Annotated in this window: 21 protein-coding genes; 3 read left to right on the forward strand and 18 right to left on the reverse strand. The window is 36.7% G+C overall.

Annotated features, from left to right (window positions below):
- Positions 1–11: 11 nt before the first annotated feature.
- The 5 genes from BCER98_RS12980 to panE all read right to left on the reverse strand — a co-directional run bounded on the left by BCER98_RS12980 (position 12) and on the right by panE (position 6,433).
- Positions 12–2,162, reverse strand: coding sequence for a penicillin-binding protein (locus tag BCER98_RS12980; protein ID WP_041810497.1), 2,151 nt, complete (start codon positions 2,160–2,162; stop codon positions 12–14).
- Positions 2,163–2,184: 22 nt separating this feature from the next.
- A complete protein-coding gene (gene ftsL / locus BCER98_RS12985) occupies positions 2,185–2,541 on the reverse strand; it encodes a cell division protein FtsL (protein WP_012095008.1) in 357 nt (118 codons plus the stop codon).
- Between the two features lie 15 nt (positions 2,542–2,556).
- Positions 2,557–3,489: a 16S rRNA (cytosine(1402)-N(4))-methyltransferase RsmH gene (gene rsmH, locus BCER98_RS12990; protein ID WP_012095009.1), complete on the reverse strand. Its 933-nt coding sequence runs from the start codon at positions 3,487–3,489 to the stop codon at positions 2,557–2,559.
- 363 nt (positions 3,490–3,852) lie between these two features.
- Entirely contained in the window at positions 3,853–5,469 is a 1,617-nt protein-coding gene (bshC, locus tag BCER98_RS12995) for a bacillithiol biosynthesis cysteine-adding enzyme BshC (protein ID WP_012095010.1), read from the reverse strand.
- A 79-nt stretch (positions 5,470–5,548) separates the two neighbouring features.
- Positions 5,549–6,433 carry a 2-dehydropantoate 2-reductase gene (gene panE / locus BCER98_RS13000; protein ID WP_041810499.1) on the reverse strand — a complete coding sequence of 295 codons (885 nt, stop codon included), beginning with the start codon at positions 6,431–6,433 and terminating at the stop codon, positions 5,549–5,551.
- A 301-nt stretch (positions 6,434–6,734) separates the two neighbouring features.
- On the opposite strand from panE, the gene BCER98_RS13005 reads away from it, so the two are divergent.
- Entirely contained in the window at positions 6,735–7,208 is a 474-nt protein-coding gene (locus BCER98_RS13005) for an N-acetyltransferase (RefSeq protein ID WP_012095012.1), read from the forward strand.
- Between the two features lie 95 nt (positions 7,209–7,303).
- Here BCER98_RS13005 and BCER98_RS13010 read toward each other — a convergent pair whose 3' ends face one another.
- The 7 genes from BCER98_RS13010 to BCER98_RS13040 form a co-directional block, all read right to left on the reverse strand.
- Positions 7,304–7,825 (reverse strand): RsfA family transcriptional regulator, encoded by a 522-nt coding sequence (locus tag BCER98_RS13010; protein ID WP_012095013.1) that lies wholly within the window; start codon positions 7,823–7,825, stop codon positions 7,304–7,306.
- Between the two features lie 259 nt (positions 7,826–8,084).
- The gene (rpmF, locus tag BCER98_RS13015) at positions 8,085–8,258 is read right to left on the reverse strand and encodes a 50S ribosomal protein L32 (RefSeq protein WP_001984764.1); all 174 of its coding nucleotides are present in this window, start codon (positions 8,256–8,258) and stop codon (positions 8,085–8,087) included.
- A 61-nt stretch (positions 8,259–8,319) separates the two neighbouring features.
- A complete protein-coding gene (locus tag BCER98_RS13020; RefSeq protein WP_012095016.1) occupies positions 8,320–8,820 on the reverse strand; it encodes a YceD family protein in 501 nt (166 codons plus the stop codon).
- A 281-nt stretch (positions 8,821–9,101) separates the two neighbouring features.
- Positions 9,102–9,722, reverse strand: a complete 621-nt coding sequence (locus BCER98_RS13025) for a replication-relaxation family protein (protein WP_041809924.1) — start codon at positions 9,720–9,722, stop codon at positions 9,102–9,104.
- Positions 9,664–10,845 (reverse strand): FtsK/SpoIIIE domain-containing protein, encoded by a 1,182-nt coding sequence (locus tag BCER98_RS13030; RefSeq protein ID WP_012095018.1) that lies wholly within the window; start codon positions 10,843–10,845, stop codon positions 9,664–9,666. Before BCER98_RS13030 ends, BCER98_RS13025 begins: the two co-directional genes overlap by 59 nt.
- A gap of 117 nt (positions 10,846–10,962) precedes the next feature.
- Positions 10,963–11,145 carry a hypothetical protein gene (locus tag BCER98_RS13035; protein ID WP_012095019.1) on the reverse strand — a complete coding sequence of 61 codons (183 nt, stop codon included), beginning with the start codon at positions 11,143–11,145 and terminating at the stop codon, positions 10,963–10,965.
- Between the two features lie 2 nt (positions 11,146–11,147).
- Positions 11,148–11,450: a hypothetical protein gene (locus BCER98_RS13040; RefSeq protein ID WP_012095020.1), complete on the reverse strand. Its 303-nt coding sequence runs from the start codon at positions 11,448–11,450 to the stop codon at positions 11,148–11,150.
- 159 nt (positions 11,451–11,609) lie between these two features.
- Between BCER98_RS13040 and BCER98_RS13045 the strand changes: the two genes are divergently transcribed.
- The gene (locus BCER98_RS13045) at positions 11,610–11,807 is read left to right on the forward strand and encodes a helix-turn-helix transcriptional regulator (RefSeq protein WP_012095022.1); all 198 of its coding nucleotides are present in this window, start codon (positions 11,610–11,612) and stop codon (positions 11,805–11,807) included.
- 5 nt (positions 11,808–11,812) lie between these two features.
- Complete coding sequence (locus tag BCER98_RS13050) at positions 11,813–12,139, forward strand: hypothetical protein (protein ID WP_041809926.1); 327 nt, start codon at positions 11,813–11,815, stop codon at positions 12,137–12,139.
- Positions 12,140–12,174: 35 nt separating this feature from the next.
- Here BCER98_RS13050 and BCER98_RS13055 read toward each other — a convergent pair whose 3' ends face one another.
- The 6 genes from BCER98_RS13055 to BCER98_RS13080 are packed head-to-tail and all read right to left on the reverse strand — an operon-like array spanning position 12,175 to position 23,320.
- The gene (locus BCER98_RS13055; protein ID WP_012095024.1) at positions 12,175–13,239 is read right to left on the reverse strand and encodes an N-acetylmuramoyl-L-alanine amidase; all 1,065 of its coding nucleotides are present in this window, start codon (positions 13,237–13,239) and stop codon (positions 12,175–12,177) included.
- Positions 13,236–13,475, reverse strand: coding sequence for a hypothetical protein (locus tag BCER98_RS13060; RefSeq protein ID WP_012095025.1), 240 nt, complete (start codon positions 13,473–13,475; stop codon positions 13,236–13,238). The genes BCER98_RS13055 and BCER98_RS13060 overlap by 4 nt, the downstream gene beginning before the upstream one ends.
- Positions 13,475–13,711 (reverse strand): hemolysin XhlA family protein, encoded by a 237-nt coding sequence (locus tag BCER98_RS13065; RefSeq protein WP_041809928.1) that lies wholly within the window; start codon positions 13,709–13,711, stop codon positions 13,475–13,477. Before BCER98_RS13065 ends, BCER98_RS13060 begins: the two co-directional genes overlap by 1 nt.
- Positions 13,712–13,752: 41 nt before the next feature.
- Complete coding sequence (locus BCER98_RS23180; RefSeq protein ID WP_012095027.1) at positions 13,753–17,778, reverse strand: phage tail spike protein; 4,026 nt, start codon at positions 17,776–17,778, stop codon at positions 13,753–13,755.
- Positions 17,778–19,271, reverse strand: coding sequence for a distal tail protein Dit (locus BCER98_RS13075; RefSeq protein ID WP_012095028.1), 1,494 nt, complete (start codon positions 19,269–19,271; stop codon positions 17,778–17,780). Before BCER98_RS13075 ends, BCER98_RS23180 begins: the two co-directional genes overlap by 1 nt.
- 8 nt (positions 19,272–19,279) lie before the next feature.
- A complete protein-coding gene (locus BCER98_RS13080; protein ID WP_012095029.1) occupies positions 19,280–23,320 on the reverse strand; it encodes a phage tail tape measure protein in 4,041 nt (1,346 codons plus the stop codon).
- Between the last annotated feature and the right edge of the window lie 198 nt (positions 23,321–23,518).

Consider the following 23,518-nt stretch of genomic DNA (forward strand, 5'->3'; position numbering starts at 1 on the left):
TTCACAATTTCCTACTGCGGCTCCTCCGCCTCTTGTTGTGGTTCAAGCGGTGGTATAAGTGTCACAGCTAATTCTGTCCCTGGTTGCAACAATGCTCCTTCTTCAACATTTTGCTCGGTTACATATCCTGTTCCAGAAGGTTTTAAATTGAGATTTAACGTTTTAGCTAAATTCATCACGTCTCGCAGTGCCCAGCCTTGGATATTCGGCATCTTAGGTTGCTCACCAACTAAGAAAATACGATCACCTTTTAATGTCTTTTCAGTTGCTTTCGGCACTTGTTGCTTCACTTTACCTTCCCCTAGTATAGTTGGTCTAAAATTCGCTTTTTCTAGTATTTTTTTTGCTTCTTCCATTGTTTTACCTGTAACGTCCGGAACGACTACTTGCTGTTCTTTCACATATTTCTTCGGATCTTTTACTTCCTTCGGCTTAATCTTTAAATATTCTAAGCTATCTTTTGTTACCGATTTGAAAATTTCAGCAAGCGGCTTTGCTCCGTATTCATCGTCTTTTAGTTTTGGTTGTTTAATTGCTAAGTACACAACCAATTGCGGATCATCCATCGGTGCCATACCGAGGAAAGAGAAAATATAATTTTCTCTACCAGTCATGTATCCGCCTTTTCCATCAGGAATTTGTGCTGTACCCGTTTTACCACCTACTGAATATCCGTCAATCTTATAGGCATTCCCTGTTCCTTTTGGCGATGTAACGACACGTTCTAATAGTTGTCTAACTTGCGCTGCCGTTTCTTTTGAAACTGGTTTCCCTACCTCTTCTGGTTTATGCTGTAGTTCTACCTTTCCTGTTATCGGATCTACAATTCGATCAATAACATATGGTTTCATCATTTTCCCGTCATTGGCAATCGCTGTTGCAGCTTGTACAAGCTGTATTGGAGTTACAGTAGATCCTTGACCAAACGCAGTTGTTACTTGCTGAATTTGTGAATCAAATACAATTTTATTTTCAACTTCTCCGGGCAAATCGATGCCAGTCTTTTCATCCAAGCCAAACTTATGAATATATTGACGGAATAAATCCGGACCAAGTTTTTTATCCCCCAAAATTGCAAATGCAACGTTAGAAGAACGTTCAACTCCTTCATCAAATGTAATGGATCCCCATCCAGCACCGCCGTTATGGTCTTTTATTTTCCGATTGCCAACTGGATACGTACCGGATTGATAATATTCTTGTCCATTATATTTTCCTTCATTAATTGCTGCTGCTAATGTAAATATTTTCATTGTCGATCCTGGCTCAAATGTCGTTGCAACTGGTATATTTAAGTAGTTCTCTATCTTTGGTTTATTCGGATCATAGCTAGGGCTACTAGACATTGCTAATATTTTCCCTGTTTTCGGATCAGCGACTACTGCCGTTAGCATTTCGGGCTCATAATGCTTTGCCGCTGCCTTCATCGCATTTTCTAAAAAGCTTTGAATGCGTTGATCAATTGTCAAATAGACATTATCGCCGTTTTTAGGAGGCTTTATATTTTGTTTTCCTCCTTCAAGAGGAACACCGTTATGCCCTCCTGTATATCCTACACTTCCATTAGAAGCGCGTAAAAACTTATCTAAGCTCTTTTCTAAGCCTCCCGCCCCTACTGTGGTACCTTGATCATTTATCCTGGAGTACCCTAGTATGTAAGAAGCGAAGTCTCCATTTGGATATACTCTAGCTTTTTCTGTAATAAACGAAATTCCAGGTATCTTTAAAGCTTCTATTTGTTCTTTCGTTTCTTTCGTTAAATTCTTTCCTAACGGTCCAAATTCTACTTGGCTCTTGTCTTTTTTTAGAATCGTTAAAATTTTCTCTTCATCTTTACCAAGTACACCAGCAATTTTTTTCGCCGCTTCTTCTTTGTTTTTAACGGCATTATCCCCTTTAAGTACCGCAACAAGCTTATATGAGTTTGCATCCTGCGCAAGAACATGACCGTTTTGATCATAAATGGTACCGCGGTTTGCTTCTAGTACACCTGTTTTATTATGTTTAGCCTGAGCTAGTTTCCTTAAATCTTGATTATGCACTGTTCCTGTTGCTTGAATATAAAAGAATCGGGCTAACAACAGCAAAAAGAGCAGGAGGAAAAATATCATAAAGTAACCTGCTCCCTTATTGGTATGAAATTTGTTCATGTTCATCTTCATCATTGTTTCACACCTATTTGCATTAATGTAAACCTTTCACATTATTTGCATTAATTTCTAGCCCGTGTTTTTTTGCAATTTTAGCGATTCGCTCATAACGACTTAACTTTTCTACTTCGGCTTGCAACTCTTGATTTTCTTTTTGCTGTTTCACAATTGTATCTTCTATCTTCGCTGCTTCTCTATCCACTTGATATAATCCCGCCTTATTTCCAATAAACGTCACACAAGCGTATAATAAAAAGCCGATAAATGCCATATACAACAACTTCTCTATTCGTGTAATCTTCGCCTTCTTTGGCTGTACCATCTGCTGTGGCGCTTGCGATTGTACTTGTTCTTGCATTTGTTGTTTGTACTTTACAGCTAAATTACTCATACCTCTCTCTCCTTTTTATCGTTTTTCAGCAATCCGTAACTTTGCCGAACGCGCTCGATTATTTTCTTCTAACTCTACGTCAGATGGTAAAATCGGTTTTCTTGTAATAAGCTTTAGTTTCGGCTTAAACTCCTCTGGAATAATCGGCAATCCTGGAGGGAGCTCTGGTGTTGTACTATTTCGTTTAAATGTTGTTTTGCAAATACGATCTTCTAGTGAATGGAACGTAATAACGCTAATTCTTCCACCAGGTTTCACTATTTCAATTGCCGCTTCCAACGCTTCCTCAAATACTTTCAACTCATCATTTACAGCAATGCGAATCGCTTGAAACACTCGTTTTGCAGGATGTCCGCCAGTCCTACGAGCAGGAGCAGGAATTCCTTCTTTGATTAACTCCACTAATTCCCCAGTCGTTTCAATTTTCTTCTTTTCACGATACGCTTCAATTTTCCTTGCAATTTGTTTTGAAAATTTCTCTTCACCATATTGAAAGAAAATCCTTACAAGTTGCTCATATGACCAATTATTCACAACATCATATGCTGTTAATGGAGCTTCTTGGTCCATTCGCATATCTAACGGTGCATCATGATGATAGCTAAAACCGCGTTCTGGTGTATCTAATTGTGGAGAAGAAACACCTAAGTCAAATAAAATCCCATCTACTTCTGTAATCCCTAACTCATGTAGTTTCTCTGATAAATAACGAAAATTACTTTTTACTGCTATAAATTGCTCACCATAAGAAGAAAATTTGTCTTTTGCATTTTGAATTGCAATTTCATCTTGATCAAATGCAATTAACTTTCCTCCTTCCGTTAGCTGAGATAACAAATAGGAACTATGTCCTCCACCACCTAGTGTACAATCTACATATGTACCATTTGGCTTTATATCCAAGCCATCTACTGTTTCCTCTAAAAGCACTGTTACGTGTTTAAACATCGTTGCACCTACTCTTTTTCCAAATAATTATGTTGAACTTTTTTCTCTTCCCCTATAAATTTAGTGAAGAAATAAAACACTACAAGCAAGCAGCTCATTTAGCGCACCATGAGTGAAAATCGATTTCCACAAATCGTAGTTTTAATTTATTATATACTAAATTTTATCATTTTTTGCGGGAATTTAAATAAAAACCTGTCGAAAAAACCAATAATACGTTTACATTTTGAGCTATTTTGTCATATACGTCTCTTTTGATTATCCTTAACGTTTCCTTGTCTATAAAACTAATAATTCTGAAAAAATCATTTTACAGGTAATTCCACGAAACAAAAATAAAATCCTGCTCCAAAGAGCAAGATTTTATAGTTTTATAACATGATGTGTTCCATTCCAAGAATACGATTGCTTTGTTACTCTTTCAACAAAATCAAGACCATACTGATTAAGATAATAACATACGTTCCATACTCGCTCTTGCGGTGCTCCTAACGGCCGAAGTGCATATTGCAAACGACGAAACTTATTTAATTCCACTTCATGCCTTCTTTCCAGATTTTGTTTTAGCATTCTTTCTAACAGCTCAATTTGTTCTTGAATCTTTCTTTCATTTTTTCCGGCAAATTCCTTTAAACCTGGATCAATTCTATTTACAAATTGTTGCAAGGAAGAGTGAATGTCCATCATATTCTTTTTCGCTTCCTGAAATTTCTCTTCAACCGGTTCTTCCACTTGATTCGATAGCCATTTTTCACGCAGCTTATCAAGATCTTTTACAAACGGATCCTCTTCTTGGAGATTTAAATCATATAAATCCGTTATAATATCGCGCTCCATGTAACTAATTGTAAGACGCGGAACAACAGGAGGCATTTGAAAATCAAACACATGAAATACTTGTTGCAATTCGCTCCAATAAGCAATTTCCCCCGGCCCTCCAATAAAAGCTACTGTTGGGAAGAGATATTCTTGCATAAGAGGTCTCGTTACAACATTATTACTAAAACGTTCTGGACTCTGTTCCATTTCCTCTATCAATTCTTCATATGAAAATGAATAAATGCCACTTTTTCCTACAAACTTACCGTTCTCTTCTTCTAGCAATACACGTTCTTCATCAATTTGCATAAATACATGTATAGCATTTTGTTTCGTTTCAATGATTGGTTTATAACCGTATTCTTTAACGATCTGTTGTTGATTATGAAGAGCTTCCTGGACTTCTTTGTACTGACTTATAATCCTTTTGAAAAAGGACACTTCTAATTTTCTAAGATTTGGATGATGTGAATCGACAAGAATTAAACCTGTATCCGCAAATAACTTCGTAATCAAACGCGCAAAGAAGTCTACGTATGTGCTAGATTCTTCTAAAGCCTCTTGAATAAACTGTAGTACATCTTTTGTGAAATTTGTCTCCGGATACGTTTTAAAAATCTCCTCGATCCACTTGCTACAATCTTCAATAGAAATCTCCGATTCTGAAGCACTCGTTTTTTTCGAATGGCGATCATGAAAAATCATCTTTTTAATTTTTTTATTTTTCGTTACAAACGTATGATTAATTTCATCAACATCGTGATCTTCACCAGCAATCCAAAAAACTGGAACAACTCGAGTACCTAGACTGGCTTCTTTTTCTTTTGCAAGCTGTACAATAGAGATCACTTTATGCACCGTATAAAGCGGCCCTGTCAATAACCCAGCCTGCTGCCCTCCAATCACAACATATGTATTCTCATCTGCTAACGCTTCTATATTTTGAATCGTAGATTGTCCTGCTTGCAATTGCTTATTATATTCTAATAAATGTTCCACCAACTCTTGACGGAAGAACTTGCGATTGCGCAAATCATACAAGCGTTGTTTAAAGCCTGCCTCTGTCAATGCATAGTCAAAACACGTTTGTATCTTATTATCACTCTTTATGTAGTCCCCTACAACACCTTGTAGCGGAACAGAGATTTCTTTTATCTCCATATAATTCTTCCTTTCATATCCTGTTCTTTCACCATTCCAAATTGTAGTCAATGTTTCGCCCAAAAGCAAAGAATATAACTTATGTTTCTAAACCTCTTATCGCATTGTATAAGAATGGAAGTATATGTACTTGTTTCTGCCGTGCTTTCGCTTCATCTAAAACATACCCAACGATCGCTTCAATTTCTGTTTTTCGCTTCTCTCGTATATCAGCTAACATAGAAGAAGTATTACAAGATGTTTTTTGACACACTTGACACACCATATTCCATAACTCTTCTTCTTTCTCTTTTTCAATAAGAAATGTAACTTCTTGAAATACTTGCTTCATCGATTGATAAAAGAAAGGGTTGGATATCAACTCTCCATTACAAACTCCAAATAAAGCTGTTAATGGATTAATACAAACATTTACGATTAATTTATTGTACATCATCTGTTTCCAGTCATCTTCAAATTGCATAGAAAAACGTTGCGAAGCAAAACACTCAAATATCGGTTCAAATTGAAGCACATCACCTTTAACAACACCAAATTTTGTGATTCCTACTCCCGTATGACATACCGTATGAAAATTTTCTTTTTTGGCTCCATGTTCGACAATACCTACAGCTATATTTTCACACTGTAATTCTTTTATAAGCTGAAGATGAGACATCCCATTTTGTAAAAATACGACTCGCTGCTTACTTAGAAAAGGGAGTATATGATTTACATGATATTGCTTGACAGCAATAAATATATAGTCCCAGTTCTCCTTTTCAACGCTTTCTACTGGTAATACTTTCGGAAACACCGTTTCTGATATTTCATCCTGAATACAAGTTACCCCTGTTTTTTCTAATTGTTTCGCTTGCTCAACAGTTCTTGTAAACAATGTAACATCTTGATTACTTTTTTTAAAATAAAACGCATATAACAAACCAATAGCTCCAGGGCCAACAATTCCAATTTTCATATTTATGGACATAAGAGCTTTGTATCAATAACAAGTTGTACAGATTACGTTGCTATCCCTTTAAAGCTCCTTAACTCCTCTCCATTCATATATTTGATCTCTATTTTAAAATTTCTAGGTAGAGAAAACACCTCTTTATGTAGAACATATATACTAACAAACACATCTCACCCTTTAGTGTAACAAATTTACAAAAAAATACGAAAGAAATATCCCATACCCTTCATAAAAATAACAAAATAAGTTATAATATTATTGTAAATATTTTTACTTTTCTTTTTTTAAGACAAGAAAAGGATGTGATGATGTGACATTCCCAAAAGTTGAGCGCTTGCTCATCAATTATAAAACGTTAGACGAATTTAGAAAATTTAAAGGATGTGGTGCTCAAGAGCTTTCTATGTTCGAAGAGTTACAAGCTAACATGATTGAGAACGATAGTGAATCCCCGTTTTACGGAATTTATTACGGCGGTTCTCTCATTGCACGCATGAGCTTGTATATGAGAAGACATGACGAAGCAAATCTTGATATTACAGGACCTTATATCGAACTGTCCAAACTGGAAGTATTACCGTCTTTTCAAAAACAAGGTTTTGGTCGAATGCTTGTAAATTATGCAAAAAATTTGCAATTCCCTATCAAAACAATTGCTCGTATTCAATCCGCACCATTTTGGAATGCATTATCATTCCAACAAATCACAACTGCAGAGGGCGAATTTTATATTTGGCATCCAGCAACTAATTTGAATGCGGTTACAAATGAAGAGTCTGCATAAAATAGTATTTTCGTGAGTCTCTCATTCATTATGTTCTATCTTAACATTCAAGAATGCCTCGCGAAAAAATAAAAACAGCTGCTTCCCAGCTGTTTTTATTTTTTTATTTTTTCCAATGTTTCATTCGTATGAATAACGTTTTCTCCTGTTTTCTCTAAAATCATTACACTTCTTTTTCGATCAATATAATCAAGCAGCGTTCGGTACTCTTCCTCATATACGGATAGACGCTGAAGAAGCCTTTCTCTTTCCTTTTGTAACAATTCAATTTTCTGTTGTAACACTCTTGATTCTTGTTCATCTCTATATGTTTGCAAAAAATGTATCACATCATCGAATGTAATTGTTGTAGAAGTATGAGACATAACTTTCGGTTGCTTTTGTTCATAATTTTCTCGTTTTCGCATTTGTTTCGCTTCTTCAATACGTTCTTTATATTGCTTTCTAACATAAGAATTCCATCTAAATCCACAGGCTGCAGGTGTGCGAGATAGGTTTCTCCCAACTTCCTTAAAAGCAGACAGTTGTGTTCCACCTTCTCGAATATGCCGGAGTACTACCTCTGCTAGAAGCAAATCTTCATCATCAGTCCATGCATCTTGTCTTGTTGTCACCATCTTTCTAGTCCTCCTTATGCATTTTTTATTAAACATATGCAGTTACTAGAAAAGATAGAATACAAACAAGCAAAGAATATATTTTTTATTTTCTAAAAGCTACAGGAAAACGAGCTCCTAGCTTTCTTCCTTATTTCTCTCCGAACCTTAAGGCGCACGTCTTGCTGCCCTAAAATAGCGGAATCCATTCAAACACTTTTATAAAAAAACAAAAAAAATAAACGCAAAAGGACATCCTTCTACGTTTATTTTTTCGCAATTACTTGCTGATTACTTCTTTACCTTTGTAAGTACCGCATGCTTTACATACACGGTGAGCTAATTTTGCTTCACCACAGCTTGGGCACTCTACCATACCAGGTACTGATAATTTGAAATGCGTACGACGCTTTCTTTTTACTGTTTTAGAAGTTCTTCTAAAAGGTACAGCCATTCTTCCCACCTCCTTAAAAGAAATTATTATTTTCATATGAAGGCCTGAACCAGTCTTCCGATTATTTGTCAAAAAACTTCGCAAGTCCTGCTAATCGTGGATCAACAGACTTTTCTTTGCTTTCCTCCGAAATCACTTGCCAGTCTTGACCTTGCATCGGTGTTCCTCCAGAAACATCATCACTGAAAATTTGCATTGGGATTTCCAAAAGTATATTTTCCTTGATTATAGGGAGTAAGTCAAGTACTTCTCCTTCTAAATAATGGATTTCTGCTTCTGTTTCATACTCTTCTTTTGAAGTTTGGAACACCTCAGTTGTTTTCACGTCAAATGGTAATGTCACATCTACTAAAGAGCGAGAACATGGTAAAATCATGCTTCCTGTTATATGTAGATGAAACGTAAACTTATTGGAGCCAAAATCAACTCTACCTGTTACATGAACAGGATCAATCGAACGAATGTCTTTCTCGATTTCTTTCAGCTCACTTACATCTACCATCTCATCCAAAGTCAATCCTTTATGTCTCAATTTGTTTAATTGATGGATGGACCATTTCATATCATATCACCTCAAGGCAACAAACAAAATTATAGCTAGCCATTTTATATTTGTCAATGTTTTTTCTTTACACCCCTATAAGGGGGATGTGTCCATTATGTTATAAAATAAGCATTTTTGTCTAGCTATATTTTATATTTTAGACAAAATAGACACAAAGTAAATAATAAATGTGGTACAAGCTGTGGTCAATGTGGTCAGCGTGGTCAGCGTGGTCAAAAGAGAGTGGTCAAATTTATACCACTCTCTTCTTATATATATTCCCTTAAATTTGAATGTGATTAAAATTCTTCTATTACATATACTTTTACAAACACATCATATTTTGCTGCCAGTTTTTCCAGTTTCTGTTCTCTATATTTTGTAATCGTAAAGAAATGGATTACTGGCACTTTTCCTTTATATTTTTGTTTATATATTTTTGTAAACTCTTCATAGCACTTTAACTTTCTATCATTTACAACCATCTTTTGAGTACGATCTATTTCCACCGCATGAAGTATTGATTCTTCATCGCGAAATTTCACATCGGGGATAATCTTCTTTTTCTCTCCATTCTTTCTGTATCGGATTTCCGTTTCCACTTGCCAATCATCTGGGCAAAACAAACACAACCAAGCTTCATTGCGTAATAAGGCATGAGCAAGTTTCCCCCTCGATACAACTTTACCATCATCACCAAACATTGCATGCCCTTCTTTATTGAGGTAGTACACATATTCTTTCCCGTACATCGTTTTGCTCACATATTGTTTCATATCAGCCATAATTCGATTCGCATTCCGTATACCACCCATATCATGAACGCACATTAAATGCCTTCTTGTTGCAAACTGTAGCTTTCTAATCGTCGCAAGTATCGCCATCTGACGGTTGATTTTGATATGTGTCTGAATGTGCATGTTCCTCCACCTCATATCGTTTTAAATGGTCCCACATCATTTTATTACTAATATAAGGTACTTGAATTTCAGTGAGTCGATCAGTTTTGAAAATCGCCCGCCCTGGAATGCTTTTTATCGATTCTAATCCAGGTTCATCTATAACCACTTGAGAAGCTGTTTGTGTCGGCAATCTGAAACCAAGCTTCGCATCTGAATTTTGCTTAACTTGTCGAGGTAATGTATCTCCAGTTGGATACTGTGTACAAAATATAAGTCTAAAGCCGAGCGCACCACCTATACGTGCTATATGCGAAAGCATTTGCTGACATGCCCCTAGTAATTTCTGCTGCTTTTTATCCATACTTCTATCAGGACATAATTCTGCCCCTTCATCAACTATAATGAAATAGCGCTCTTTTATATTTGTTTCTACAACGTTTGTATAATGCTTCTCCTTCATGTACCACATCTTATCTGCCATTTTCTCATGAATATCATTCAATACTTTAAATGCTTCTAGTGGTGTTTCTGCAATAGACTCCACTTGCTTTAAGTTTCTATATGGTCCGAATTCCAAACCACCTTTTAAATCAATGATGTACAGATGAATATATTCTGGTTGAGCTATAGTAAGCGATGTAACCACATTCTTTAAGAATACTGTCTTACCCATTCGTGTGAGTCCGCCTAATGTCATATGCGGTGTTTTTTCAAAATCATGATAAATCAATTCTTCCAAACTCTGCCCCATTGGAACACACCAACTTCCTTCTGCCACCAACCCTTTAGACCATGACCATTTTTTCGGTATATCTCTATGAAATACACGAATATTTAACTTGTAATTATCGTAATCAATTCGGACTGGTTTACTTAGCCCTTCAGAGACAACATCCTCAACCTTTTGAATAATTTTACTCGGCATACCTAAAGGTAATTTGTATACATACGTTGTACTACAATCATCTTCAATTTGTTTTTGGAACTTCGGGTACTGCAGCTTATCTTCCTTTTTTATTGCAATTCCTGATACTTCAAAGAATACTTGTATTTTGTATTTATCGTCATCCTTACTTTTAAATCGATCACCATATAGAGCGAAAAATAATGCTGCCACTGGGACAGACAATAACTCCAACATAAAATCACTCCCCATATCCCTCTAATGGAGGGTATATATCCCTGTTTCAAGGAATACGTGCATACAAGCTTAACCACTTGTGTTACATATAGTGGTGGATTTCCACATCACATTCCTTCATAGAAACAAAACGAGAACATAACGTAGAAGGTATACGAACGAGCCTGTGAGCGTTGTGTACAAGGTGACATTTGGAAGCCAATGTGGAATACTCTTTCCCATTTTTTCAGCTACTTTCATTCCAATTACAGACAAGCCTGTTGCCGTCCAAATAATCATTGCTTCCCCTGCAAGTGTCATCTTTATTCCTCCTCTTCCTTCTCACGAAATTTAATCCCCGATCTTGTAAGAACAACATCGTAGCAATCCATTAAAATTTCCCAATTAAGAATATCTTCTTCCTCTCCATATAAATCTTCTTCAACAACTTGCGAAAGACTAAAGTATCCTTTGTAGTCCTTATCATTGAATACATTGTGCTTTTTCATATGGTTGAGAATGGATTCCGTCTCTGCTCTTGACCTAGATTCGTTGTACATTTGACGCAATTCTTTTGAAGGATGTAGATATGGAGTTGTGTTTAAATGATTATACTGCCAACGCATATACCTCTCTCCCTTCTTGATGTCCTTGATTCCACGTAGGCTTCCTCGTGGTCTTGATATAGGTATATGACTTAGAAGTCGCAAACTTGTTTGTCCAATAATAAAAAAATCAAAAGGTTTTTCAAAAGATTGATTGAATGTTTTAAAAGGAGGGATTTTATGAATTGTAAATTGAAAGTAATTTTAGCTGAAAGAATGATTAAACAATCAGCATTAGCGAAACGTGCTGGAATAACAGATCAAACGTTAAGTATGATAGTAAGAGGAAAAAGTGAACCGACATTACGGGTCGCTATGCGTATAGCAAAAGCACTTGATATGAAAGTGGAGGACATATGGAATGAAGAAAAGGAGTGAATTTTATGGAGTTACGAAAAACAGCTGACGGAGAAACTTTTATTATTGAATTGAAAGAAAAGAAAAGTTCTACAGGAAACCAATTAAAAAGACTTATATACTTTCTAATTGGTGTGTTTGGCTTATTAATTTCAGTAGTATTACTTTTTACTATAATCGGGATTTTGCCAGGTATAGGATTGGCATTTTTCTCTGTCCTTTTTATATATGGAGCGATGGGAAAGCAGCTTGTAAAATGTCCAAATTGTACTAAAAAACAATATGTTGTACATAAGGCCGAGGGGTTTATTTGTCGTAGATGTAATAAGCGTACTCTAATTGAATGGAAATAAAAAAGATGGGTCCCCTAAATCGGAGACCCATCTTTTTACTTCACATATACATAGGCTTTGCTCGCTGTGATATAGTATGTTTTTCCTTTACTATTGTGCACTTTGTATTGTGGGGAACCGTTAACAGTTACTTTTGCATCAATCGTAAATCCTAATCCTGCATCAACTGTACCAGCTACATCTTTATCTTGCCAAGACGGAGAATTGTAGAAACGTAAGTTATTAACCTTAGAAACAACACGTTTCCCGACAATCGAGGAATCGACTGTGCTTTTTTTATTAAATCGTACATAAGAAGGATTGTAGTAAATCCATTGATTCGCTCCAAGATTTAACCATCCATCTTTTTCGGCCCATACAATATATGCTTCTGGCTTATTTAACTGACGAATTTTAGAATAACTTGTCCCTGGCCCTTTACGTAAGTTAACGTTGTATCCTTCGATATAAGCAATACCGTCTGTAACAGCCGTTGGAACTTCTTCTGGTTTAGAAGGTTTTTCAGGAACAGACACTTCTACATTTGAATTATGATATGCACGTTTTACATCAGCACGAAATTGTGCTTCTGATACACCATGCTTGCGTAAATAAGATAGTGGATCTTCATGATCTGTACCACCTAAATAGTGCGTTACATCGCTGTGTGTCCACAATCCCTTTTCTACAGATAAACCACGATTACGCAAGATTTTTGCTAATAACTTTACGTATTTTTCATATGAACGTTTGAATTTTGTATAATCAGCTGTTTCGCATAGCTCTACATGCACAAATCGTTTATTTGCGTATGGCCCTGCACCATATGCAATATAATTTGCGGATGCAATCTGAATTGTTTCATTCCAATCGACCGCATAATGAACAAATGCATTACGCCATGTACGAGACTCGTATTTTTGAATATTAATTGCTGGCGCTTCTGGAGTTGCTGTACTATGCGCCACAACACCTTCATAAGCCCCTACACCATTTCTATATGGAATCTTAGGTAAATCTGGAATAATCAAAACTCTGTCAGCGAATGTACTTGTAGCAATAGATAGCACTAAAATAAATGTTACTGCAATTGAAAAACTCCACTTCATTCCCCTTTTCATTTCATATCAGCATCCTTTTTCAAAATTTTTGTGTGGTCAAACAATCCACTTGCTGACAGTCCAATGATGATTCCTTTAAATACACCCGTTTTGATATCTCCATCCAAAAATAAAACGCTTAGCACAATGCCAAGCGTTACATTTAATAACGGAACATATTTTGTTTGTAATCCAATTGTCTTTACAATCTGTGAAAGGCCAACGACAATGCCAATCATTACGCTCATTTCAATCATTACATACCACCCCCTTTCAATAAGAAAGTAAGAATAGCTCCCACGATTCCACCAACAATGAGGCGTAAAATCCAAGTCGTGTTAGCACTGATTTTATCTAACTGTTTGTTGATATTATCAATATCTTTTTCGTTGCCTGTTGTACGCATTTCCAAGCTTTTAATGTCAAACCTTATTTCTTTGATTTCTTGCTTCATTTCTTGCATGTCGTTTCTTACCTCTTGTAACCCCTCCACTTTATCCACCCCCCTTTTTAAAACAAAATAAAACAGACCAGCTATTGCTGCTCTGTTTTTTCGTTTATCAGTTTTTGAACCAAATCTTCTAACGCGGTAATACGATTCTGTAATTCCTTTTTTTCTTGTTCTAATTTGATGTTCAATTCTTTTATGGCTCCTGCTGAAATTGAAGAAAGAGCATAAAGTTCGATTGCTTCAACCTCATCATCCTTAAACACCTCATCAGTATAATCAGCTATAAATCCATATTCAGTTCGAATATCATTAATTGTATACGGCTCTGTTTTATCCGATGGTTTATTTTCTCGCATTTTATAAAGAGTGGGAATTTCGTGCTTGCGGTTATATTGCTTCAATTCAAGAGACATTACTTTTTCAAGCGGACTAAAGTCAACGTCCCTTATATTTGTTTTTAATTTTTTCGAACTAGTAACTGGGCTACCTTCTGAATATATCTTCCCTTCAGCCCAAATGTTACCAGTAGCGATATTATCTTGTTTGTAAATACGTAGAGCGCCGATTTCTATAGGCGCATATTTCGTTGAGCTGTCACCCGATCTTATGAACTGAACTTTATTCGAATACTCATGTATATGAGAACTCCTTATCCTTATATACGCAAGCCTTAAATCTGCATCACTACCATTATCAAAGAATGCAATCGAATTTTTACCTGGATTTAGGTCTTTTTTTGGAAAAATCCACTGACCTTTCGAATCCGGAAAGAAAAATCCATTATTCGCCCTTAAATCCACTACATTGTGAGCTTCCGCATAAAAATTTCTCGTTGCTTTTAACTGAATATTTTTCCCTTCACTATGAGTCCAATTAGTTGATATGTCAATCAAGTTATTAGATTCAAGCAGGAGTTGACCTGCTGCAAAAATAGTCATGCCACTATTTTGTCTCCAAAATCGTATATAATTATCGGAACTAAACGCATTCTCATTTGCATTATAATAAGTAATCATTTCTAATTGACCTACAGCCCGCGAATAATCGTATTGTCCATTAATTTTAGGGACTATTTGAGTAAGAGCCATTGTTCCGCTTAATTTATCAGCATCACCAGCACCACGTCCTAACATAAATGTAGGTTGTAACCCTCCGTCTGGTCTGTTGTAAAAACCTAAATAAACTCTTTTTTCGTTTTTGTCATCATAGAAGAATATATTCCGTTGACTAATTTCTATATATCTTCCTGTTTGTGGATCGGCTGATGTTTTTAATTTTACCCCTTCCAATACTTGCCCTTTAATATGCTGAGCTGTTACATGGCCAACAAGGTTGATTTTATTCGCATTAATTAGAACTTGTTGATGTGTCATGTTAAGAGCAGCCGCAATTTCTCCGGATTTTACCCTTAAATTGATTTCTTCAGCATTTTGCTCAATGACTGATTCCATTGTTTTTACATAAGCATTAGTTGCAAATTGCTCATTAGCCTGTTCTTTGGTGTACACTTCAGTTTTTTCTACTTTGGATTTAATACTTTCGTTTGTTTGTTCAATAGCAGAAGACAGCTCTGTAGTCTTTTTGTTAAATTCTTCTGTCGCTACCTTATCCGCAAGTTTATCAAGCGTTTCTTGATAGTTTGTTAAGTCTTTAGGGTTCGGAAAGAAACTAGAAGGCTTTGTCCCATTTTGCAACATTGGATGAGCAAACCAAATTTCTCCGTTTCTCCTAAGCTGTAAACGAAATTCAACTTGAGTTATAGGTTCATTTGGTGCTGTCACAGGTAAAACGATACGAACCCAGTTATGATTAACAAATTCAAATTCTTTTGAGAATTGTTTAATATGAGTGCTGCCATTATTAAACTTTAATTCCAAAGCACCACTCTGATCTATGACTGACTTATCTTTTGTATAAATGTATACAGATGCAACTAGCTGTTCTCCAGGTTGACAAGGAATTGTTTGGCTTATGCCATAATATTTATTATCTGGCTGATCAGAAACTTGGACCTTTATTGTATAGTCATTATCTTTTGTTAATGAAGAGTCTGGTTGAACAATTCCACCAGCCCCACTATAAACTTTCCAACCTTTATAAGAAGGCGTTTTAGAAAGTTCATTCCCTCGATCATCTATTTTCTTTTCTGTGAAAATAGCGTTAATCAACTTGTTCTGCGACCCAATACCACCGATGTATTCTTCAACTTGCTTCGCTGTAACCTTAGAACTCACTTCATTACTCAGTTGTTTAATTTGAGATGATTGTTGTGAAATGACCTGTCCTTGTTCTGTCTGAGCTTCAGTAACATTTTTAACAGTTGTTTCTAAGCTACCTACCGCCTGTTTAACTTGAGTCACATCTTTGCTAATAATCGATTGATCCTGCTGTACTTTTTGAATTGTTGAACTATTAGTATCTACCGTTTGCTTCATTTCGTTTGTCGTTTTTGTAAGCGTATCTGTTGTGGACTGGATATCAGTGATTGTTTGTTGTGTACCTTCCACAGTGTGTTCGATGGTATTAACCTTATCGCCAATTTCATTACCTTGTTTGGTTAATTCTTCTATGGAAGTTTTAAATCCTACATTCGTTTTTTCCATTTCCACAATTTTTTGATTCACTTCACCTTGTTCATTTTGAACAACTTCTACTTTTTTATTTAACTCTGTTTTCGTAGACTCGATTTCCTGTTTTAAAGGTTCAATGTCTGGAGCAACAGTTTCCCAAACAGCACCTGTCCATATCTTTAAAATTCCTGGCCGCCCATTAATATCACGCCAAAGGGTCTTGTTAGGCTTAAGGTTCGTAGTCGGTGGATTAGCTGATTCAATGATTTCAACCATATTTTGTTCTATATTTTCTTTCAGCTTCTCAGATAGATCTTTTGCTGCTTGTGATTCTCTAATGGCTTGTTCCGCTTCACCTTTTGCTTGTTCTGCTAACTTTTCCAATTGCTCTAGTAACTCTTTATTCGCTTTACTTCCTAAAGAACCACGAATTTTATTGTATAGCTTCCTTAATTCTTCGTTCGGGTCCACAATCTCACGATAGTCACCAAATACGTATTTATCTTGTGTAGGGTCTGTGAATGATTCATCAGCAGCAATCGCTCTTGCTTCTAAATAAAGTTTCGGTGTAAAGCCCGTGTCCTTAATTCGAATTGTATCGCCTTCATTGATTTCCTCATGTGCTAAGCCGAGCACACGACTAATATCTTGTGCATCAACTTCATAGCTGACAGAACTATTAATACGTTTTTTTAACTCGATTTCCATTAATGTCATAAGACGTTTATCTGTCATGTTTAAATCTTCGGTTTCTGGTGTATAAAATCCAAACTTGTGTTGACCGTTCTCACTCCACCTTTGAAATGCATCGTTGTCCACAATGTAAGGGAGACCATTATTAATATTTTCGACGGTGATTATCTTTTCATTTTCACCTCTAACAAAACCGAAAAGTGCTGTACAAATGTTCTGAGAGTTTTCTCTGCGTACAATACCTTTTAAGTCCTTACCCAAAGTAACTTCTTTACCCGTAACTCTCCCACGTCTTTTTACCATATCGACGTATCTGCCCACCACCTGTGAACCCGCTACTTCACATCTATAAACAATTTCTAAATCAAATAAAGAAGCTATGTCTTTTAGAAATTTAAGTGGGCTGATAGGTTCGTCGATAGTCATCGTGTGAAAGCCTGCATATTCTGTACGTCCCCGCTTCCATTTCGTTCCTGGCAATGCCATATCGATAAACTCATTTACTGTCTTACTTTCAATTCGTTGCGGCATGATATATCCCGCTTTAGCTAATAGAATCCACTCGCCCGATGCATAGACAGTTACTGACCTATTATTAGAATTCTTTTCAATTTCAGTAATTACATAAGGAACAATATGGCCGTCCCTAACTTCTTTTAATACTAAGTTCTGCTGCATAAGAGTTGCTGCATGTTTTGTATTATCAAACACTGTAAAATCAAGTGTATCTACATTATTCTTGAGTTCCCAGTGACGTTTATCGTCCCAATAATCGTCCGGCTGGATAGCTGATACAATTTGTTCTGTTTTAAAGTCTACGACATGTAAAATTCCGTTCATCTTCATTATCTGTATCGCTCCCTAAAGCTGATCGTTGCTACGCCTACATCGCCCGGCATAATATCAACCCTGTTATCACCACGTATCACAACTGGAAAATCACTGAAAATATCTTTGATATTTATCGCATCTTTACCATTAATCGTCACCAAACTTTTCTCGGCATCGATAACGACTTTATCGCCTTTATCGAAAATATAAGGCTTGGTATTTTCGGGTACTTTATTCACTTTCCAGATTTTTAAGTCATCGATACTCATCACTGAAACTGGATCATTGACATCCCACGCCATAATCGAAATCATAACTTGTGCTATTTTTCTGCTAGTCATTGGATTTCCACTTTCGTCAATCCAGCGTTCTACTAATGAAGCATCGTCAATCTCCGTTCCATCTTTAAAACGCGCTACATATACAGACCATTGATTCCCTCGTCTAGCTACTCTCAAGCGTCCGTAGAATTGGTTAAACGTATTAGGATGTGACCCGTTTGTATCGACTAACTTACGTAAACTACCTGGTGTTCCGGCATTTCCGATTTTCATGTGCGCTTTTGTCAGTTCAGCATCCCAATAGAGGTCGTTCATATTGATACGTGTAACAATGTTGCTTGCTTCATCTAAAAGAAGCACTTCCACACGCCCCATTTGCCCGATATTCGCTGATTTCAGACGCACCCACGCTTCCATCTCAAAGTCTTGAAGCGGTCCTGACGGGATATTCTTCTTGGCGATTGCGCCATGAAATCCTTTTTCCTTCCCATAATCCTCACAATAAAGCGCGTAACCATCTCTCACTTTGAAAGAGCCCGTACCCTTCATATCGTCAAATTGACCTGTAACAGGAGTCCATCCTACTGTAGTAGACATCTCATCCCACATGACACGTTCGCGCTCCTGTACCGTTTTTTCTTCTACAGTGAGGGGATAGCCAATGCGGAAGTAATTTCTTTCGCTAGGATATTTTCCGAACCAAACGTCTAAAAATGTCGAGGGTTGTTCCACATCAATCTCAATTAGTGCAGGTGCTTCTACGCTCCCAGCATTCTTAAAGCGAGAAGTTATTTCTGTTGTCCAAGTTCGTTCGAACGCATGAGTTTGCATTTTTCCTAGTTTATAAGGCATTGGGCAAACAAAAGTAATAACACCTTTTCCTTTATTAACTAACTCCTCAAGATCTAGCTCACCATCGACAACAGCAAGGTATGTTCGGTCTGGCTCATCATCAAAAATTAATTCAGCTGGTTCTTGAGTAAATAACCAATCTGCCAAATCCTCTTTTATTTTTTGTAAATCAGCTATATCTTTATTGGCCTTAATAAAAATAGGAACGTCTATACGACGTTCCTCTGTTTCGGTATTCATTAAATAAGCCCCTGCACGATGAGGGACTCTTACTAATCTCCTTCTGATTGGAGCCCACGTTGGGCGCTTCCTACCAACTAACATGAGAATATAATCTTTTCGAATATCGTTAAATGAAAATCCTAATTTCCCCATACATATCATCACCCCTCAAATTGCTTTCTTCTTTCCATTTCACGATCTTGAAACTCTGTTGTATAACGATACGTTCCTTTTGATAGTTCTTTTCCATCTAGTGAGTTTGTCATATTGACAGTAAGATTGATTTCTTTATTTAACGACGTCATGTAACTTTGTTGAGTCAGTGGTTCTAAAGGTCTGTACCATATCTCCTCTGGATTATCAGATAAAACCTCTTGCCATTTTGGAAATCTATTTACTTCGACTTTTGTTAGTCCTGCGAAACGTTCGAATTGTTTCCCTATATTCTTAACAATATCGCGCATATTAGCAGGTAAATGTGTAATCCAATCGTTTTGCCAATCTCCATCTACAAATATTGCATTGAAATATTCAGTAAGCGGGTCGTTGCCGTTTAATTGGAACAAATCTTGTTCTGAAATCTTACGTAAACCATCTGATGCTATACTAGAAAATACTGGTCCAATATTTTTCATTTGAGAGTTTAAAGCACCTACTACCCTTTTCGCGGCGCTTACAACAAATACTTGTCCTTTATCTATACCCACTCCAAGGCCTTCTGGAACAGCACTACCCAAAGGGATCATAACCTTACTTGGGCTATTTATTTCAAGCGCTCCAGAAATAGTATCTTTAATTTCTTTAGCAATCCCTGCAGCTTTACTAAATAAACCCCCAGAAGCTGCATCTATTCCTCTTCCAAGTCCCTCTAAGATACTTTTACCAATAGAAAATAAATCGATAGAACTAAAGAATTTTTCTACCTCTTGCCATTTATCTTGCACACTACTTTTTACTTCTTGCATTTTATCTCGTACAGCTTTTTTCATATCCTCCCATTTTTGAGAAGCTGTATTTTTTATTTCTTCTACTTTTTGGCTTGTAGATTTTTTTAGATCTTCCCATTTATTTTTAACATCTGACCATAAATCCCGCATTTTTTGAACTACATCATCTTTCATGACTTGATATTTCGATTTAATTTGACCTGTTTCCCAGTCAACTTGGTTTGCGTGTTCACCCGCCTGCGCTTTTGCTTCGTTTACAATTTCCTTATGTTTATCTTTCGCTGTAGAAACTGTACTATCATACTGGCGTTTTGCCTCTGCAATGATTGCGTTCGCTTCATCAGCAGTAATCGTTTTATTTTCATCACGCTGACGAATTGCCTCTGCAATCTTTTCATCACGAGTCTTTTTCGCATCTTCAATAACTTTATCTCTTGCTTTGGCACTATTCTCTACAACTTCCGCTGCCTGTCTAGCTGTAATCTCACTCGCTTGTACACGCATATTTTCCAAGATGACCTTTTGTTCCATTTGATTCTTGGTCATATGTTCAACCGCAACTCTGTCCATCTCATCTTGTAAAGCCTGTATAGAAATCCTTTCTGATGTAGTCAATTCCCGTTTTTCTTGAGCAGCTGTTTGAAGAATTTCTTTAATTTTATTCTCTTTTTCTTGTGTTTTTAACTTTTCTTGTTCATAGTGTTGATTCAATTGTTCTATACGTTTGTTTTCTTCTTCAGAAGTTAAAACATATGAATCAGCAAAAAACTTTTTAAGTCCTTCAATTTCTTTTTGCTGCCTTGCGTTGGTTTTTTCAATAATTGTGTTAGCTAATTTGTCATATTGACCAATTAACTTCTGCGACTGTTCTTCTGTTATTACTTCGTGATTCAATCTAATTTCAGTTAATTTTTGTCTAATACCGTCAGATAACTTAAAATATTCACCAAGAACTTTCTTTGTAGAAGAACTTACTTTCCCTTCCGTATTTTCGGCAAAACGATTTACACTGTCGATACTATCTTCAGTTGCCTTTTGATACGCTTTATAAGCAACTACACCTGTTCCGATGAGTGCAGCTGCTACCAATCCGACTGGCCCCGTTAAAACAGCAATTGCGCTTCCTAATACACCCACTGCAGCACTAGCAAGACCTGCCGCACCACCTACAATTCCTAATGCAGTCGCTAATGCTCCAATTCCCGATACTATCGCTCCAGCTGCCGCTAGGACTACACCAATAGCTGTGGCAACTGCAGTTAAAGCAAGTACAACACCACCTATAATCGCTATTGTCTTTTGTACAGGAGCGGGAAGTGAGTTAAATCCATCAACAAGTTTTTGTAACCCAGCAACAAACACGCTAATAACAGGGGCAAGTGCATCACCAATTGTCTTTTTCATAGTTGAAAATGCACTTTTCAATAATTCAATACGACCTGATAAAGTATTAATCTTTGTAGCTGCAACATCCGCCGCGGTTACTTTAGACATTTCTGTATACATGTTTTTTACACCGTCAGCACCTTCTTTATATAGAATGTTCGCTGCACGGATAGCATCAGTACCAAACATCGTTTGAAGAGCTTGTTGCCTTTGCGCATCGGTCAAATGAGCAAGTTTTTCTTTAAGTAATTGAGATATATCTGCTAAAGATTTAATTTTTCCATGGGCATCATAAAAAGCACTGGAATACATATTTTGCTCTTCTAATAATTTTTCCCATGCTTTCGCATGTTCTTTTGTATAACGTCCTAACCCTTCTTGTTCTTCAAGGTATTTATGAATTTGTTGAGCTAACTCTTCCCATGAACTTCCTTGCGGTTTTATACCTCTTTCTTCAAGAAATTGCATAGCTTTGTTTGTATCCATTGCACCAAGACCTAGATCAAACATAGTACGTGTCGCTTCTTTTGTAGAAGGTACTAGATTAAGAAGCATCGTTTTCAAAGATGTACCTGCATCAGAACCTTTTAATCCATTTTGTGCAAAAACCGCTAAAGCCGTACTGGTATCCTTAAATGTTAAACCTGTACCAGCCGCGACTGCCGATGCCATGGATAATCCATATTTTAATTCGCGTACATCTGTAGCAGAAGCATTAGCTGCGCCAGATAAAATATTAGCTGCCTCTGCTACAGAGAGGTTATCTGCCTTAAATGAATTTAGTGCTGTAGATGCAATCTCAGCCGCTTCACCTAGTTCTAATTCTCCAGCTGTTGCTAAGTTAAGAGCGCCTTCTAAACCACCGTTAATAATGTCCGTTAAACCGACACCTGCTTTTATTAACTCTTCTACACCTTTACCTGCTTCCACAGACGAGAATTTTGTTTTCTCTCCCATTTCAACTGATAAATCACTGAGTTTTTTCATTTCGTTACCAGTAGCACCACTAACAGCCTTGACGTTTGCCATTTGCTGTTCGAAATTCATAGACTCGGTTACCGCTGACTTCAATCCACGTCCTATGGCATAGGTCATCCCACCAAAAACAATACCAATTTGAGCACCAGCATTTTGTAGATGATTCCCCAACGTCTCCATACGATTACCAAAGTTTAATAAGCGATTGCCTTGTTGCTCTAACTCACGATTGGAACGCTGTAATTCTGTTTCAAATCGATTTAATTCAGCAGTAGCCCTATGAATTTGCTCCGCATAACGTTGTGCCGATTGACTCGCTTCGCCTTCTTCTGCTTTTACACGATTATAAACAGATTGTAATTCTCTAACTTTTTCTTTTTGCTTATCAACCATTCGTGTTAAAACATCGATTTTAGCTCGCGTTTGGTCCGCGGCGTTCGCAAATCCGCCCATCCCGGTGGTGATGGATCGGAATTCAGCTTGCAATGCTTTTAACGAATTATTGAGCTTCTCAATTCCTTTTTGCTCTGCTTGTCGGTTTAATTGTTTAAGTTCATTTTCGAAACGATTTAAATCTGCTACAGCTCTATTTACTTGTGCAGCATATCGCTGAGTAGCCGCATTATTTTCACCGAGTTTCGCCTTATTTTGATCATATGCTTGTCTTAAGGCTCTAACTTTTTCTTTTTGTGCTTCAATAATACGGTTTAAAACATCCATTTTTGCACGTGTTTGTTGACTTGCGCTTGCAAATCCGCCCATACCTGTACTGATAGACCTTAGTTCATTCTGCAATGTACGTACTGCACGACCAGAATTTGCGATACCTTGTCGAAAATTAATATTATCCAGAGACAGTCGGACAACTAAGTTATTGATTTCATTTGCCATTTTTCCGCCTCCCTCCCTAGATAATGTTTTCCGCAGGAACGTAGATTTCGTTAGAATTTTCCTTTTCTACATTTCCTTGCTGGCTATTTTTTTGATTTAGTCTTAGGTAATGCCAAATATCCATCTCATTATCGATTTGATGATGTTTATATCCTTGACGCAATAAAGAGAGGTAGAGCTCGTCCATAAATTCCTTGA

The sequence above is a fragment of the Bacillus cytotoxicus NVH 391-98 genome (genome assembly GCF_000017425.1).
In the GTDB taxonomy this organism is placed as follows: Bacteria; Bacillota; Bacilli; order Bacillales; family Bacillaceae_G; genus Bacillus_A; species Bacillus_A cytotoxicus.

Excerpts from the sequence above, each read along its gene's own strand:
- BCER98_RS12980 (WP_041810497.1), bottom strand. The coding sequence starts at position 2,162 with ATGAAGATGAACATGAACAAATTTCATACCAATAAGGGAGCAGGTTAC.
- ftsL (WP_012095008.1), bottom strand. The coding sequence starts at position 2,541 with ATGAGTAATTTAGCTGTAAAGTACAAACAACAAATGCAAGAACAAGTA.
- rsmH (WP_012095009.1), bottom strand. The coding sequence starts at position 3,489 with ATGTTTAAACACGTAACAGTGCTTTTAGAGGAAACAGTAGATGGCTTG.
- bshC (WP_012095010.1), bottom strand. The coding sequence starts at position 5,469 with ATGGAGATAAAAGAAATCTCTGTTCCGCTACAAGGTGTTGTAGGGGAC.
- BCER98_RS13010 (WP_012095013.1), bottom strand. The coding sequence starts at position 7,825 with ATGGTGACAACAAGACAAGATGCATGGACTGATGATGAAGATTTGCTT.
- rpmF (WP_001984764.1), bottom strand. The coding sequence starts at position 8,258 with ATGGCTGTACCTTTTAGAAGAACTTCTAAAACAGTAAAAAGAAAGCGT.
- BCER98_RS13020 (WP_012095016.1), bottom strand. The coding sequence starts at position 8,820 with ATGAAATGGTCCATCCATCAATTAAACAAATTGAGACATAAAGGATTG.
- BCER98_RS13025 (WP_041809924.1), bottom strand. The coding sequence starts at position 9,722 with ATGCACATTCAGACACATATCAAAATCAACCGTCAGATGGCGATACTT.
- BCER98_RS13030 (WP_012095018.1), bottom strand. The coding sequence starts at position 10,845 with ATGTTGGAGTTATTGTCTGTCCCAGTGGCAGCATTATTTTTCGCTCTA.
- BCER98_RS13035 (WP_012095019.1), bottom strand. The coding sequence starts at position 11,145 with ATGACACTTGCAGGGGAAGCAATGATTATTTGGACGGCAACAGGCTTG.
- BCER98_RS13040 (WP_012095020.1), bottom strand. The coding sequence starts at position 11,450 with ATGCGTTGGCAGTATAATCATTTAAACACAACTCCATATCTACATCCT.
- BCER98_RS13045 (WP_012095022.1), top strand. The coding sequence starts at position 11,610 with ATGAATTGTAAATTGAAAGTAATTTTAGCTGAAAGAATGATTAAACAA.
- BCER98_RS13050 (WP_041809926.1), top strand. The coding sequence starts at position 11,813 with ATGGAGTTACGAAAAACAGCTGACGGAGAAACTTTTATTATTGAATTG.
- BCER98_RS13055 (WP_012095024.1), bottom strand. The coding sequence starts at position 13,239 with ATGAAAAGGGGAATGAAGTGGAGTTTTTCAATTGCAGTAACATTTATT.
- BCER98_RS13060 (WP_012095025.1), bottom strand. The coding sequence starts at position 13,475 with ATGATTGAAATGAGCGTAATGATTGGCATTGTCGTTGGCCTTTCACAG.
- BCER98_RS23180 (WP_012095027.1), bottom strand. The coding sequence starts at position 17,778 with ATGAAGATGAACGGAATTTTACATGTCGTAGACTTTAAAACAGAACAA.
- BCER98_RS13075 (WP_012095028.1), bottom strand. The coding sequence starts at position 19,271 with ATGGGGAAATTAGGATTTTCATTTAACGATATTCGAAAAGATTATATT.
- BCER98_RS13080 (WP_012095029.1), bottom strand. The coding sequence starts at position 23,320 with ATGGCAAATGAAATCAATAACTTAGTTGTCCGACTGTCTCTGGATAAT.